This is a genomic window from Pseudomonas sp. B22129 (genome assembly GCF_044218875.1).
Lineage (GTDB): Bacteria > Pseudomonadota > Gammaproteobacteria > Pseudomonadales > Pseudomonadaceae > Aquipseudomonas.
Genome location: NZ_CP162592.1, coordinates 3,753,868 through 3,768,749 on the forward strand (window position 1 = coordinate 3,753,868; position 14,882 = coordinate 3,768,749).

A 14,882-nucleotide genomic window follows, 5' to 3' on the forward strand; every position below is an offset into this window, starting at 1 on the left:
CGTTGTTCATGATTTTTTCGCGCCTTTTTCCCAGCCCAGAGCCGGGGCAATGTCCCGGGCGATGATTTCCAGGCGCTTGAGGATCTGCGCCTGGGTCGAGCTTTCGGCCTGGACCACGGCGATCACGTAGTCAGCATAAGGCAGCAAGGACGGATCTTGCTGCAAGCTTTTGATCACTTCATCGTGATGCCCGTGGTGCACGTTCATCAGGCGCAGGTGTTCCTGCAAATCCACGGCTTCATCGATCAAGCCTTCGCGTTGCAGGCGCGGGATATGCCGCTCGATGTCCACCGCCAGCTCCGCCTGGGCACTGGCGCGGTCGGCGGCGGGGAAGATGGCGCGCACCACCCCGATACGGGGTGCGCGTTCGGCATGCGACCAGGCGTGCAGGTAGGCATCGGCCAGCGGTTTTTGCACGGTCAGCGGGTCGTGGGTGGCGGTGCCGAGCAGCAGGCCATTGCCTTGGCGGGCGGTGTAGGCGGCGCCGTCGAGGCTGCCGTGGGAGTGCCACACCCGTGAAGCCAGGCCGGGCGCAGGCGGTTGCAAGGTCAGCTCGCCACTCAGGGGTTTGCCTTCCAGCAGGTGTTGCACGCGCTGTTGGCGCTCGGCGAAATCCGCCTGGCGTTGGCTCGGGTCGCGATCAAACGCACTGAAGTTGTCGAGGTTGGCGCCGCCGCTGCCCAAACCCAGTTGCACCCGGCCGCCACTCAAGGCATCCAGCACACTGGCGTCTTCGGCCAGGCGAATCGGGTCTTCAAACGGCAGCACGATCACACCGGTGCCCAACTCAATGCGCTGCGTGCGCTCGGCCACTGCCGCCAACAGCACCAGCGGTGAGGGCAGGCGGCCAAAGCCGTTGCTCAGATGGTGCTGGGCAATCCAGCCGCCATCGAAGCCCAGCGCCTCGGCGACTTCAAATTGTTCGATCAGGTCGCGGTAGACCTGCTGCGGGTCATCGCCAAAGGCGTGGCTCAGAAAGCCCAGTTTGAAGCTCATGACAGGGCTCCTGTCGTCAGGGTCGGTTGCCAGCCGAGGGCCGGTGCGATGTGTTCGCGGATAACTTCCAGGTTGCGGATGGCCTCGCGCAGCGGCGTGCTGGTGGTCTGCACTTGCAGGATCAACTGGTCGTGGGCGCCCAGCGTCGGGCCGTGTTGCAACTGCTCGACAATCTGCTCCACCGGCCCGTGCAGCACGCCGAGGCGCTTGAGGGTGCTGTCGAAGTCGTCGTCTATCGTGCCCTTGAACACGCCGATGCTTTGCTGGCGCTGAACATAGGCGAGGATGTCGCGGCGCGTGGCGTCATCGGGTGACGGCAACAGCGCCTGCACCCGTGCGACCCGCGCGGGCGTGCCGTTGTCGCCCGTCCAGGCGTTGCGGTAACGGCTGACCCGTTCCACGCTGGCCGCTGCGGGCTGGTGCGGGTCGGGCGCCATGATCAAACCGTGGCCGCGCTCGGCCACCAATTCCACCCGGGACGTGGCTTCCCACAGCCGCTGATTCAGGCCGTTGGCGCGCGGCAGCAGGCGTGAGCCGCTGTCGGTCAGCGGCGCATTTCCCAGGGCGTTGAGCACCTGTTGCAAGTGCTGTTCGTAGTCGCGGTGGCGCGCCTCAGGGTCGCGGCCAAACGCCAGGAACGTCTCTGGGTCAAACCCCGCGCCGAGGCCCAGTTCCAGGCGGCCATTGCTGAGCAAGTCCAGCACCGCCGCATCTTCCGCCAAGCGCAGCGGCGTTTCCTGGGGCAATACGATGATGCCGGTACCGAGGCTGATATGCCGCGTGCGCTGGGCAATCGCCGCCAGTAACACCAGCGGCGACGGCAAGCGGCCGTGCTCACTGGCAAAGTGGTGCTGGGCCACCCAGCCGCTGTCGAAGCCCAGTTCCTCTGCGACCTTGAACAGTTCAAGCGTGTCGCGATACACCTTGGGGTCGAAGCCCGGGCTGTAGACCCGGCTCAGGAACCCCAGGGAAAATCCTGCGCTCATGGTGTCACCTCACGGGCCAGTTGTTTTTGCAGGGCCGGGCCGGCGCTGATGGATTCCGGCAGGCCGCTGAACGGGCTGATGGTCAGGTAGCCCTTGTTCAGCCACACCGCTTCGTCGTTGTGTTGTGTTGCGGTGGCGGCGGGGCTGTACTGGAAGCCGATGCCGGGTTTGCCCGGCAGGTTGAATGACTTGAGGTCCTCGGTGTACAGGGCCTCAAAGCCCACGTAACTGCCGATGCGCGTGAGCTTCACGCCTTTGATCGGCGAGTCTTTGGGCAGGTTGATATTCAAGCCCAGGCCTTTGGGCAGCAACGCACCGTCGGGTTGGCGATGCTTGTCGAGGGCCTGCACCAGTTTCGCGATCAACTGCGCGGCGCGTTGCGGGTCTTTTTCCTTCAGGTCGGTGCTCACCGCCAACGCGGGAATGCCTGCCTGCAAGGCGGCGCTGGCAGCGTTGAAGGTGCCGGAAGCCATGTTGATAGCGCCGAGGTTGTTGCCGGGGTTGGGGCCGACGATCACCAGGTCCGGATGCGGCAGTATTTTGTTCAGGCCCAGCAGCAACGCCATCACCGGCGTGCCGCTGATTGCAATCTGCACGTCTTTGCCGGCGCAATCCGGGCTTTGGCACACGCCTTTTTCGGTGGTGCTGATGAAGTAGCTGTCCGGGTAGGCCGGGTCGCTGTCGTGGCCGACCGTGACTTCACGCCCGAAAAAGAACGCGCCGCCGCGTGCGCTCTGGTCGCTTTGGGGCGCGGCAATCTTGACGGTATGCCCCTGGGCCTTGAGCGCGGTGTACAGCGCGCGAATGTTCGGGTGCTGATAGCCGTCGTCATTGGTGAGCAAGATAGACAAGGCGAAGGCTTTGGAGGCGATCAAGCTGGTGCAGGCGAGCATCCATGCGCTGCGTTTCATGTCTGCGCTCCTGCGGTAAAGCGGTTGGCCGGGCGCGGCAGGCCGAGGTTTTCACGCAAGGTGGCGCCTTCGTATTCATGGCGGAACAGCCCGCGCGCCTGCAACAACGGAATCACGCGGTCTACAAACAGGTCGATGGCGCCGGGAAAGTAGGGAAAGAACACATTGAAGCCATCGCAGGCGCGCGCCTGGAACCACGCCTCGAAGTGATCCGCCACGTCCTCAGCGGTGCCAATCACCGGGTTGCCACCCGCCAGGCGCAGGTACAGCTGGCGGATGCTCAGGTTCTCGGTGCGTGCCAGTTCCAGCACCTTGTCACGGCGGCTGCCGCGCTGGCCCACGGGCGTTTCCGGCAACGGGCCGTCGAGGTCATGACCTGACAGGTCGATGTCGTCGCCAAGGGTATCGGCCAGCAAGCGCAGGCCCAGCACCGGGTCGATCAGGGCCTGGAATTCCTCGAAGAGTGCCTGGGCCTGTTCGCGGGTGTCGGCGATAAAAGGCGTGACGCCGGGCAGGATCTTGACGTGGTCCGGGTCGCGGCCAAACGCCTCGGCGCGGGTCTTGATGTCCTGATAAAAACCTTGGGCACCTTCCAGGCTGTGTGAGTGGGCAAAGATCAATTCGGCCACGCGGGCAGCCAGGTTTTTGCCTGGCTCCGAGGCGCCGGCCTGTACCAGCACCGGGTGGCCCTGGGGTGGGCGCGCGACGTTCAGCGGGCCGCGCACCGAGAAATGCTCGCCGCGATGGTTGAGGGTGTGCAATTTGGCCGGGTCGAAGTATTCGCCGCTGGCTTTGTTGCGGGTGAAGGCGTCGTCGTCCCAGCTGTCCCACAAGCCCTTGACCACATCATGAAACTCTTCGGCGCGTTGGTAACGGTCGCCGTGGTCCACGTGGTGTTCGCGGCCGAAATTCCAGGCTTCGTCGGACACTACGGAAGTCACCAGATTCCATGCGGCCCGGCCTTTGGACAGGTGATCGAGGGACGCGAATTTGCGCGCGATATGGTACGGCTCGTTGTAGGTGGTGGTGGCTGTGGCGATCAGGCCGATGTGGCGTGTGACAGCGGCAAGCGCCGACATCAAGGTCAGCGGCTCGAAGTGCTCGGCGCGGGCTGTGCGGCTCAGCGCGTCGTGATGATGCCCCCACAGTGCGACCACGTCGGCGATAAACAGCGCATCGAATTTGCCACGCTCGGCGGTCTGGGCGATGTGTTTGAAGTGGTCAAAATCCAGGCTGGCATCTGCCTGGGCCAGGGGGTGGCGCCAGGCAGCGACATGGTGACCGCTGTTGGCCAGAAACGCCCCCAGCTTGAGTTGATCGGTGCGGCGGGTCATGAACAGGCTCCCATCGGAGTCAGCCACGGGGCCTTTGGGCAGGCCCCGTGAGCCGGGTTAGAAGTTGTACGTCACGCCGGTGTACCAGTAGCCGCCGGTGGTGCCGTAAGGCGAGAAGTTGCCGTAAGGGAAGGCGCCCGAGCTGCTGGCCAGGCCGGTGCGTTCCGGGTACTTGTTGAACAGGTTGTTGGCGCCGGCGTTCAGGGTGACGGCCTTGGTCAGGTGGAAGTCGACGTTCAGGTCGGTGATCCACGCCGGCGAAAAGGTGCGGTCGTAGATCTCGGCGGTGCCGTACTGGGTGTATTCGCCGTAGCGGGTCAGGTTGAGCGCCACTTCGAACCTGTCGTAGGTCCAGGTGGTGCCCAGCAGCAGTTTGGATTGCGGCAGGCCGTACTTGAGGTTGCCCTGGCGCTGACGGTCGTAGCCGCCGTCCGGGCCGAGCGCCTGGGTGGCGACGGAGGAGGCGTGGATCGAGTCGATCTGGGTGGTGTTCCAGTTGAACCCTGCCGAGTATTTCAGGCTGCCGTACGCGCCGATGTCCTGGCGATAGTCGCCGACCAAATCAACGCCACGGGTGGTAGTGTCCAGAGCGTTGGTGAAGTAGGTGACCGCCTGGTTCGGGTTAAGCCCGGCCGCAGCCAGGATCGCGCTGATCTGCGGGGTGCCGCCGAGGTAGCCGGTCTGGGCGATGCGGTCCTTGATTGCGATCTGGTAGGCATCGAGGGTGATGTTGGTGGCCTCGGTGGGTTGCAGGGTGAAGCCAAGGCTGAAGTTGGTGGATTTTTCCGGCTTGAGGTTGCTCGCGCCGAGGGCCTTGGCCACGTCGGAGTCCACTGCCACGTTGCGGTAGTCAAACAGCTGGCCGTTGACGCTGGTTTGCGAGGTCGAGCTGTAGATCTGCTGGGCCAGCGACGGCGCGCGAAAGCCGGTGCTGAAGGTGCCGCGCACGGCCAGGATCGGGGTCAGCTGGTAGCGGGTGGAGAACTTGCCGTTGGTGGTGGTGCCCGAACCGTCGTTGTAGTGCTCATAGCGACCGGCCAGGTCAACGTGCCATTTGTCGGTGAAGTCCTGCCCGATTTCGCCGTAACCGGCCAGGCTGATGCGGCTTTTTTCGGCGGCGTCGGCCGGCGTGGTGCCGGCGCCGGAAATAGTCCCAGGTGGAATGATCGCTCCGTTAGCCCCCGTGTTGAAAGGCCCGCTGGCATAGGAGGCGAGGTCGCCCTTGCCGATCTTGTAGTCCTCGTAACGCTGTTCCAGGCCCCAGGAAATCTGCGTCGGTTTGTACAGGCCCAGGTCAAAGGCGCGGGTCAGGTCGAGGTTGTTGGTCCACTGGCTGAAGGTTTTCACGCCGGTGTCCACCGAGGTCGGCGAGGTCGGGCCGTAGCTCAGGTTGTAGGTGTCGGTGAGGGTGGCGCGGGCATGGTCCTGGCCGTAGGTGCTGGACAGGTCATAGTCCCAGCCGGCGGCCTGGCCCTTGCCGCCGAACGCGACCTGGAAGTCGTCTTCGATAAAGCGCAGGTTGTCTTCGATGCCTTGCGGGTACGGCGTTTGGATGCCGTTGAAGCTCGGTGGCTGGTGGAAGGCCAGGGGTTTTTCCGAGTTGCGGTGGGTGAAGGTCGAGAACGAGTACAGGGTCAGGGCGTCGTCCACCGGCAGTTCGGCGTTGTAGCCCAGGCTGAAGTTCTTCGCCTCGGGCAAGCCAGTGCCGTAATAGGTGTGGCGCTGGGTGGTATAGCCGCTGGAGTCGGTGTAGGGCGCATCGTCGGAGCGGTCGGAGACGTTCTGTTTCTTCACGTCCAGCGCGAGGTTGATGAAGCCGTCGTTAGGCAGGGCCAGGCCGACGTTACCGGTTTGGCGCACGGTTTCGCCGTCGCCGTTTTCATAGTTCTGGCCGTAGCTGGTGGACAGGCTGCCGCCGTGGTCGGTCTGCTTGAGCACGATGTTGACCACGCCGCCGATGGCATCCGAGCCGTATTGCGCCGAGGCGCCGTCGCGCAGCACTTCGACGTGATCCACCAGGGCGGTGGGGATCATGTCCAGGTCCACCGGTTGCGAGCCGGAGTTGAGGTAGGTGCCGTTGTTCAGCAGCGCGCTGTTGTGGCGGCGCTTGCCGTTGACCAGCACCAGCACTTGGTCGCCGTTGAGACCGCGCAGGCTGATCGGGCGCACCACCGAGGTAGAGCCGAAGCCCGAAGAGGCGGGTTGATTGAGCGATGGCAGCACTTTGCTCAGGGCACGGGTCAGGTCACCTTGCCCGGTGGCCAGCAACTGCTTGGAAGAAATCACGTCCACCGGTGCCGGGCTCTCGGCCAGGGTGCGCGCCTGGCCCCGGTTGCCGATCACCACCACGGTGTCCAGCGGGTTGTCGCTGGCCGGGGCGTCGGCGGCGAGGGTCAGGCTGCTGTAGCTCGCGGCCTCGCACAGGGCCACAAATAACAGGGTGTGGGCGAAGGCCTTGCCGGGTCGGCCGGCGGCGGTACGTGATGCATTCATGATGGGAAACACTCCAGTGGTTGTAGGCGTTGGGCCTGATCGAGGGCGGCTTGTTGGGTGCAAGCTCTGGTGAAAGGCTGGAGAGCAAGGGCTGTGCCATCTGTAAAAAGTGTGTGTAAACAGATGGTTAGGGCGAGGCGGTGAGGGGTGTTGGTGCTTTTCTAGCAGGCCGCAGGGCAGGCTGTTGATTTTCACGCAGGGGATTTGCAGGCGCAGCGAGTGGCGAGCCGCGTGGTCGGGCCGGGGCGGCTTGGCACACCCCTTGCTCTCCCCACGCCATACCTGAACCCAAGGAAGTTTTATCTGTATGCCCAGACCCGGCCCACGCAACGCCCTCACCGATATCCCAGGCCTCACGGTCGGCCATGCCACGGACCTGCACGTCGACACCGGCGTCACGGTGATCCGCCCCGATGGTTTCTGGACCGCCAGCATCGACATTCGCGGCGGCGGCCCCGGTGGGCGCGAAACCGCCGCCCTAGAACCGGAAAACATGGTGGGCCAGTTGCACGCGCTGGTGTTCAGCGGCGGCTCGGTGTTCGGCCTCGGCGCGGCGGATGCCGTGGCGGCCAAGTTGTCTCAGGACGAAGTGGGGTTGCATTTGAAACCCGGTGCCCCGGCGATTCCGATCGTGCCAGCCGCCGTGCTGCATGATCTGGCCAATGGCGGCGACAAGGCCTGGGGGTTGGAGCCGCCGTATCGACGTTTGGGTTTTGAGGCGTTGGCCAATGCCGGCGAAGCCTTTGCGCTGGGCTCGGTCGGCGCTGGCCGTGGGGCCATGGCGGGGGTGTTGAAAGGTGGATTGGGCACGGCCTCGCTGGACCTGGGCGACGGGTTGATCGTGGCCGCGCTGGTGGTCGCCAACCCGATTGGCTCGGTGTACATGCCTGACGGTCAAACCTTCTGGGCGTGGCCGTGGGAGGTCGCGGGGGAGTTTGGCGGGCATCGGCCCGAGGGTGAGATGGACTGCAGCGACCCGATGCCGGAGTTGTCGCGCCTGGATTCCATGGGCCGTTTGCAGGCCGGGGCGAATACCACGCTGGTGGTGGTTGCCAGCACCGCACGGCTGACCGTGGCGGAGTGCAAGCGCGTGGCGATCATGGCCCAGGACGGCATTGCCCGCGCCGTGCGGCCGGCGCATTTGCCGTTTGATGGGGACACGGTGTTTGCCCTGGCGTCGGCGGCGGTGGCATTGACCGACGGGCCGAGGCGGCAGGTGGAGATTGGCCGGATTGGCTCGGCGGCGGCTGATTGTGTGGCGCGGGCGATTGCCCGAGGGGTGTTTGCCGCTCGGAGCTAACAGTGAAATGCGGTCAAAATGTGGGAGCTGGCTTGCCTGCGATAACAACCTGTCAGTTAACAGAGATGTAGCTGACCCACCGCTATCGCAGGCAAGCCAGCTCCCACAGTTTGGATCTTTGTCGGTCAGATGAATCGTGACACTCGGGCCTGCGCTTTCGCCGCCTGCTCCGGCAACCCCAGCGCCTCATACACCTTCACCAGGCTGCGGTTCGTCGGCACGTCCCAGCCGTCATACCGGCGCCGCAGCTCCAGTGTCTGCTGCGCGCCAAACCAGTCGCCGGCGTGCAACCGCGCATCCAGTTCCACCTGCGCAAACAGGTCACGCTGGGCGTGGCTGCCGCCAATCTCATTCAAGCGCGGCAAGGCGATGCTCAACTGTTCCAGCGCCTGTTGCCATTCACCGCGCGCGTGGGCCAGTAAGCCTTTGGCCAGCGGCAAGGTGACTTCGCCCCACACCGGCCTGGCGTCGAAGCTGTGCCGCCGCAGCGCCGCCAGCAGTGTGTCGGCCTCCGGCTCTCCCGCCCGCGCCAACCCATACAGATATTGCACGCTGAGAAACGGCTGCACCGTGTCGCCCACCCGGCGTTGCAGGTACGGCGCCAAGGCCTGCCAGCGCTTGCCCACGTCAATCCCGGCCAGTTCCAGGCGCGCCAGCAACGACACCGCGCCCACCTGGTCCTGGGAGTATTCCGGCAAGATGCCCCACACATGTTGATCGTAAATCTCCAGCACCCGCTGATCCTCACCGCGTGCCAGGTAGAACAGCGCCAGGTGCCACCAGTTGTGGGTGTACATGAACGAGTTCAAACCGGCCCAGTGGTGCGCCACGCTCTCCAGAAACGCGGTGCCTTCCTCGATACGCCCCTGGGTCAGCATCACATGGGCCAACGCGTGCTGGGCCCACGGCTCGGACGGTTGCAGGCGCAGGGCTTGCAGTGCGCTGGCTTCGGCCTCTTCGATCAGGTGGCATTGCTCGTAGGCAAAGGCCAGCAGGCCATGGCTGTGGGCGATATCCGGCGCGCCCGCCACCGCCTTGAGGCCGATGCGCAGCAGCGCCGGCCAGTTGCCCCGGTTGAATTCCAGGTACTGGTTGAGCTTGGCGGCGAACAGGTCGCGGGGGTATCGCTCCAGCACGAGTTCGCTCAGGTGCAGCACGTGATCGAGGTCATCGCGCACCCAGGCTTCCAGCAACGCCAGGTACAGCTGGGCGCGCGGGTGTTCGGTGTTGACCGCAGCGCTGCGCTGGCGATAGTGCGCGGCCAGCGTGGGGCCTTCGGGGGACTCGATAAACATCAGCAGCAGCCCGGCGAAGGCGTTGGCCAGCGCGGACTCGGGGGCGGCATCAGCGGCGGCGAGAATGCCCTCGGCGCGGGGCTGATAGCCGAGGAAGCCGCCGATGAAATCATCCAGGCCCTGGCGGGTGGCGGGGTCTTGGGTGTCGATGGGGTTGCCCAGGTAATCCAGTGACATGGTGGAGAGGCTCAGTGGTTCGGATGGACTTACAGGGGCAAACCTTGTGCCAGCTGACACCCTGCAATCCCTGGGGGAGCTGGATTGCTGTGGCGAGGGAGCTTGCTCCCGCTCGACTGCGTAGCAGTCGCAGGCTATTGGGGGCGCTACGCACCCCAGCGCAAGCAAGCTTGCTCGCCACAGCAAGCCAGCTCCCACATTTGAGCTGCGGTGCTGTTGCTTTTTGCACAGTCACGCAGGCCGCTGTGGTTTTTTCATCATTTTGCCTGCATCAAAATCCAGTATCACTGGCCCAACCCCCCATGGCACAGCCCTTGCAAAATCCTTCGCCTACCGTTCAAGCCGAGGAGGCTCCATGCGCTCATTCTCTTTCCGCCGTGCCCTCTCGTCTGTGGGGCTGTGCACTGTCTTGCTGGCCGGCCAGGCCCAGGCACAACCCCATGACGGCGGGGTGCTGAACCTGGTAGCCCAACCGGAGCCACCGTCGCTGATGCACGGCGTGGTCAGCCACGTGTCCACCCAATACGTCAGCGGCAAGATCCTGCAGGGCCTGTTGACCTTCGACACCGACCTCAAACCCAAACCGGTATTGGCCAAGGCCTGGACCCTCTCCCCGGACGGCCTGACCTACACCTTCGACCTGCAGGACGGCGTGCACTGGCACGACGGCCCGGCGTTCACCGCCGATGACGTGGTGTTCAGCTTCCAGACCTTCTACCCCGAGGTGGACAAGCGCCTCGGCGGGATCATCACCGAGTACGTCGACAGCATCACCTCCACGGGCCCGCTGCAAGTGGTCTTTCACTTGAAAAAACCTTTTGCGCCGCTGCTGTCGGCGTTGGGCAGCGGCCTGCGCCCGGTGGTGCCCAAGCACCTCTACGAGAACACGGATTTTCGCAACAACCCCTACAACCTCAAGCCGGTCGGCACCGGGCCATTTGTGTTTGTGGAATGGAAGCGCGGCGCCTACATCAAGCTGGCCAGGAACCCCGACTACTGGAAAAAAGGCCTGCCCCATCTGGACGGCATCGTCTTCCATGTGATCCCCGACGGTTCTTCGCGTGCGGCCGCCTTTGAGCGCAACGACGTGCAAGTACTGCGCAGCGGTGATGCCGATTACTCCGACCTCAAACGTCTGAGCGCCTTGCCGAATGTGCAGTCTTCCGAGAAGGGTTGGGAGTTGTATGCGGGCCTGGCCTTCCTGCAAATCAACACGCGCAAACCGCCGCTGAACAACCCGAAAGTGCGCCAGGCGGTCCTGTATGCGCTGAACCGTCAGTTCATCGTCGACAACATCTTTTTCGGCTCCGGCAAGGTGGCCCAGGGTGAATTCGTCTCGACCACGCCCTACCACGACCCGCAGTTGCCGCAGTACACCTATGACGTGAAAAAGGCCAAGGCGCTGATTGCCGAGTCTGGCGTGGATGTGGGCGCGGTGCGCATTCGCTTACTTAATGGCGAGAAGGGCGGGGCGTGGGAGCGCCTGGCTGAATACACCAAGCAATCCCTGCAACCCCTCGGCTTCAAGGTGCAGGTGGTGACGTCGGATGCGGCGACCTGGTTCCAGCGTGTCAGCGACTGGGACTTCGACTTGACCTACAACTTCATCTTCCAGATCGGCGACCCGTACCTGACCAGCGCCTACCTGTACCGCTCCGACTACATCCTCAAGACCTCGCCCTTCGCCAACGTCAGCGGCTACAACAGCCCCGAGGCCGATGCGTTGTGGCAGAAAGTCGCCGATACCCCGCAAGGTCCCGAACGCACGAAACTCTACAGCCAGTTGGAGAACGTGCTGAACACCGACCTGCCCATCGCGCCGATCTTCGAAATGCGCTACCCGACGCTGTTTCACACGCAGGTGAAGAACCTGCTGCAAACCGCCACCAGCCTTAACGAAGACTACGAAAGCGTCTATCTCGACGCGCCCGCGCCATGAACGGCGTGCTGTATGTCGGCGGGCGCCTGTTCAAGGCGCTGCTGATGGTGGTGGCGGTGCTGGTGTTGAGCTTTGTGTTGATCCACCTCGCGCCGGGTGACCCGGCGCTGTTGCTGGCCGGCGAGGCAGGGGTGGACGATGTGCAGTTTATCGAGCACCTGCGCCAGACCATGGGCCTGGACAAACCCTTGCTCCAGCAGTTGTTGATTTACCTGGGCAATATCGCCCATCTCGACCTGGGGTATTCCTACCGCAACCAGACCTCGGTGTGGGCGCTGATCGCCGAGCGTTTGCCGGCGACGCTGGCCTTGATGGGCTCGGCGTTTGTGCTGTCGTCGGTGCTGGGCGTGACGCTCGGCGTGCTGGCGGCGCGGGCGCGACACAAGCGGCACTGGCTGGACAGCGTGATTTCCCACGGCGCCTTGTTGCTGTATGCGATGCCGCCGTTCTGGCTGGCGATGCTGTTGATCCTGCTGTTTTCGGTCAGCCTGGATTGGCTGCCGGCGTTTGGCATGGAAACCGTCGGCGGGGATTTTTCCTTGCTCGACCGCGCGCAGCACCTGCTGCTGCCGTGCCTGTCTTTGAGTGTGTTGTTTCTCGCCCTGTACATCCACCTGACCCGCGCCGCCGTGCTCGACGCCCTCGGCCAGGAATACGTGCGCACGGCCCACGCCAAAGGCTTGCACCCACGGCGGATTCTTTACGTGCATGTAGTGCGCAACGCGTTGCTGCCGGTGGTGACGTTCGCCGGGCTGCAACTCGGCCAACTGGCCAGCGGCGCGCTGTTGGTAGAGGTGGTGTATTCGTGGCCGGGCATAGGCCGCCTGATGTACGACGCCCTGGCCCAGCGCGACTACGGCGTGTTGATGGGGGGCTTTCTGGTGATTTCGACATTGGTGGTGGGTTTTAACGTGTTGACCGATGTGATCTGTCGCTTTCTCGACCCGCGCATCGGCGCCGGAGGGCAGGGCTGATGGCTGTGTTCAAACGCTTTATGGGTCAACCTTCAGCACTGGCCGGCGCGGTGTTTTTACTGGCGCTGGCCGCCCTGGCGATTGCCGCGCCGTGGCTCACCAGCAGCTCGCCCTGGGAAATGAATACCCAGCCGATGCTCGCGCCGTTTCAGGACCCGGCCCACTGGCTGGGCAGCGATTTGCTCGGCCGCGACCTGGGCAGCGGTTTGCTCTACGGCGCACGCGTTTCACTGGCCGTGGGTGCACTGGCCAGCCTGGCGACTTTGCTGGTGGGCCTGGTGGTCGGCGCGCTCGCCGGTTACTTCGGTGGCTGGCTGGACGGCGTGCTGATGCGCATTGCCGAGTTCTTTCAGATCATTCCGCAACTGGTGTTGGCGGTGATTCTGGTGGCGGTGCTGGAGCCGTCGCTGGGCACCATCGTCTTGGCCATCGCACTGGTCGCCTGGCCGGCGGTGGCGCGGCTGGTGCGCAGTGAGTTCCTGACCCTGCGCCAGCGCGAATTTGTGCAGGCCGCGCGGGTATTGGGGCAATCGCCGCTGGGGATCATCACCCAACAAATTTTGCCGAATGCGCTGGCGCCGTTGCTGGTGGTGATGACCTTTGTTATGGCCACCGCGATCCTCACCGAGGCCGCCCTGGCATTCCTCGGTTTGAGCGACCCGGAAGCCATGAGCTGGGGTTACATGATCAACGCCTCCCGGGGTTTGTTGCGCGATGCCTGGTGGATGAGTTTCCTGCCAGGCCTGGCGATTGTGTTGTGCGTGCTGGCGGTCAACCGGGTGGGCGAAGGCTTGCGCGTGGCCTTTGAACCGGGGAGGTCGCTATGACGTTATTGAGTGTGGAGCACCTGCGCATTGCCCTGCCACCGGGCGCGGACCGCAGCCATGCGCTGTATGACCTGTCGCTGCAATTGAACAGAGGCGAATGCCTGTGTGTGGTGGGTGAGTCCGGCTCGGGCAAGTCGATGCTGGCCAGGGCGTTGTTGCGCCAATTGCCGGTGCCGTTGACGGTGCAAAGCGGGCGGCTGGTGTTTCGTGAAGAAGACCTGGCGGCGCGCAGTGAAGCGGCCATGCGCCAACTGCGCGGGCGCGATATCAGCATGGTGTTCCAGGAGCCGATGAGCGCCCTGAACCCGTTGTTGCGCGTGGGTGAGCAGATTGATGAGACCCTGCGCGCCCATGGCGTTAAATCTTCACGCGAACGGCGCCAGCGGGTGGTGGATTTGCTCGGCTATGTCGGCCTGCCCGACCCCGAGCGCCTGCGCCTGGCCTATCCTTTCGAACTGTCCGGCGGCCAGCGCCAACGCGTGGTGATCGCCATGGCGCTGGCGTTTGATCCGGCCCTGTTGATCGCCGATGAACCCACCTCGGCGCTGGATGTGACCACTCAGGCGCAGATTCTCGATTTGTTGCGCAAGATCCAGCAGGACAAGGGCATGGCGCTGTTGTTTATCACCCACGACTTTGCCGTGGTCGAGGCGATTGCCGACCGCGTGCTGGTGTTGGAAAAAGGTCACGTGGTGGAGCAGGGCAGCGCCCGCCAGGTGTTGCGCGAACCCCGGGCGTTGTATACGCAGCAATTGCTGGCGGCGGTCTCGGCACAACCCTTGGCGCCACGCGCTGCGGTGGCCGGCGCGGTGGTGCTGGAGGCCGCGCAGTTGGGCAAGGTGTTCAGCACCCGCAGCGGCTGGTGGAACCGGCGCACCACACGGGCACTGGACGCGGTGCGGTTGCAGTTGCGCGAAGGCGAGACGCTGGGGATCGTGGGGGAGTCCGGCTCGGGCAAATCCACCCTGGGCCGTTGCCTTGTGCGTTTGTTGCAGGCTGACAGCGGCCGGATTCAATGGTTGGGGCAGGACGTGGCCGGGTTGTCGGAAAGGCGTTTACGCCCGCTGCGCAGTGACGTGCAGATGATTTTTCAGGACCCGTTCGCCTCCCTCAACCCGCGCCAGACCGTGGGCCGCATCATCATGACCGGGCCGCTGGTGCAGGGCCGTTCCAGCGCCGACGCCGAGAGACGCGCGCGTGAGTTACTGGCGCTGGTGGGCTTGCCGGCCACGGCGTTCGAACGCTACCCCCATGAGTTTTCCGGCGGCCAGCGCCAGCGCATCGGTATCGCGCGTGCGTTGGCCGTGGAGCCTAAAGTGTTGATTGCCGATGAGTGTGTGTCGGCGCTGGATGCGCTGATTCAGGTGCAGATTCTGGAACTGCTGGAGTCTTTGCAGCGGCGTTTGAAATTGAGCATCGTGTTCATCACCCACGACCTGCGGGTGGCAGCGCGCTTGTGTGATCGCATTGCGGTGATGCAAAACGGGCGGGTGGTGGAGCAGGGTGAGACGGCGGGTTTGTTCGCGGATGCGCGGCATCCGTACACCCGGACGCTGTTGCAGTGTGTGCCGGCTGCCCCTGCACTTGAGACCAATGCTATCTAGTGTGGGAGCTGGCTTGTCGGGTCGCCGCATCGCTGCGATGGCAATG

The 14,882-nt window shown here is 64.2% G+C and carries 11 protein-coding genes; 5 read left to right on the forward strand and 6 right to left on the reverse strand.

Annotated features, from left to right (window positions below):
- Positions 1–6: 6 nt before the first annotated feature.
- The 5 genes from AB4P94_RS17395 to AB4P94_RS17415 are packed head-to-tail and all read right to left on the reverse strand — an operon-like array spanning position 7 to position 6,720.
- Positions 7–996 carry an LLM class flavin-dependent oxidoreductase gene (locus AB4P94_RS17395; RefSeq protein ID WP_395606608.1) on the reverse strand — a complete coding sequence of 330 codons (990 nt, stop codon included), beginning with the start codon at positions 994–996 and terminating at the stop codon, positions 7–9.
- A complete protein-coding gene (locus AB4P94_RS17400; RefSeq protein ID WP_395606609.1) occupies positions 993–1,982 on the reverse strand; it encodes an LLM class flavin-dependent oxidoreductase in 990 nt (329 codons plus the stop codon). The genes AB4P94_RS17395 and AB4P94_RS17400 overlap by 4 nt, the downstream gene beginning before the upstream one ends.
- Complete coding sequence (locus AB4P94_RS17405) at positions 1,979–2,893, reverse strand: 5'/3'-nucleotidase SurE (RefSeq protein ID WP_395606610.1); 915 nt, start codon at positions 2,891–2,893, stop codon at positions 1,979–1,981. The genes AB4P94_RS17400 and AB4P94_RS17405 overlap by 4 nt, the downstream gene beginning before the upstream one ends.
- Positions 2,890–4,227 carry an LLM class flavin-dependent oxidoreductase gene (locus AB4P94_RS17410; protein WP_395606611.1) on the reverse strand — a complete coding sequence of 446 codons (1,338 nt, stop codon included), beginning with the start codon at positions 4,225–4,227 and terminating at the stop codon, positions 2,890–2,892. Before AB4P94_RS17410 ends, AB4P94_RS17405 begins: the two co-directional genes overlap by 4 nt.
- Before the next feature lie 57 nt (positions 4,228–4,284).
- Positions 4,285–6,720 (reverse strand): TonB-dependent receptor plug domain-containing protein, encoded by a 2,436-nt coding sequence (locus AB4P94_RS17415; protein ID WP_395606612.1) that lies wholly within the window; start codon positions 6,718–6,720, stop codon positions 4,285–4,287.
- Between the two features lie 307 nt (positions 6,721–7,027).
- Here AB4P94_RS17415 and AB4P94_RS17420 point away from each other — a divergent pair, with 307 nt between their 5' ends.
- Positions 7,028–8,020 carry a P1 family peptidase gene (locus AB4P94_RS17420; RefSeq protein WP_395606613.1) on the forward strand — a complete coding sequence of 331 codons (993 nt, stop codon included), beginning with the start codon at positions 7,028–7,030 and terminating at the stop codon, positions 8,018–8,020.
- Positions 8,021–8,145: 125 nt separating this feature from the next.
- Here AB4P94_RS17420 and AB4P94_RS17425 read toward each other — a convergent pair whose 3' ends face one another.
- Positions 8,146–9,492 (reverse strand): tetratricopeptide repeat protein, encoded by a 1,347-nt coding sequence (locus AB4P94_RS17425; RefSeq protein ID WP_395606614.1) that lies wholly within the window; start codon positions 9,490–9,492, stop codon positions 8,146–8,148.
- Positions 9,493–9,847: 355 nt separating this feature from the next.
- Here AB4P94_RS17425 and AB4P94_RS17430 point away from each other — a divergent pair, with 355 nt between their 5' ends.
- From AB4P94_RS17430 to AB4P94_RS17445, 4 genes are read left to right on the forward strand one after another with little or no spacing between them, the layout of a single operon-like run.
- Positions 9,848–11,431 (forward strand): ABC transporter substrate-binding protein, encoded by a 1,584-nt coding sequence (locus AB4P94_RS17430; RefSeq protein ID WP_395606615.1) that lies wholly within the window; start codon positions 9,848–9,850, stop codon positions 11,429–11,431.
- A complete protein-coding gene (locus AB4P94_RS17435; protein WP_395606616.1) occupies positions 11,428–12,405 on the forward strand; it encodes an ABC transporter permease in 978 nt (325 codons plus the stop codon). Before AB4P94_RS17430 ends, AB4P94_RS17435 begins: the two co-directional genes overlap by 4 nt.
- Positions 12,405–13,232: an ABC transporter permease gene (locus AB4P94_RS17440; RefSeq protein WP_395606617.1), complete on the forward strand. Its 828-nt coding sequence runs from the start codon at positions 12,405–12,407 to the stop codon at positions 13,230–13,232. Before AB4P94_RS17435 ends, AB4P94_RS17440 begins: the two co-directional genes overlap by 1 nt.
- The gene (locus AB4P94_RS17445; protein WP_395606618.1) at positions 13,229–14,836 is read left to right on the forward strand and encodes an ABC transporter ATP-binding protein; all 1,608 of its coding nucleotides are present in this window, start codon (positions 13,229–13,231) and stop codon (positions 14,834–14,836) included. The genes AB4P94_RS17440 and AB4P94_RS17445 overlap by 4 nt, the downstream gene beginning before the upstream one ends.
- Positions 14,837–14,882: the final 46 nt, after the last annotated feature.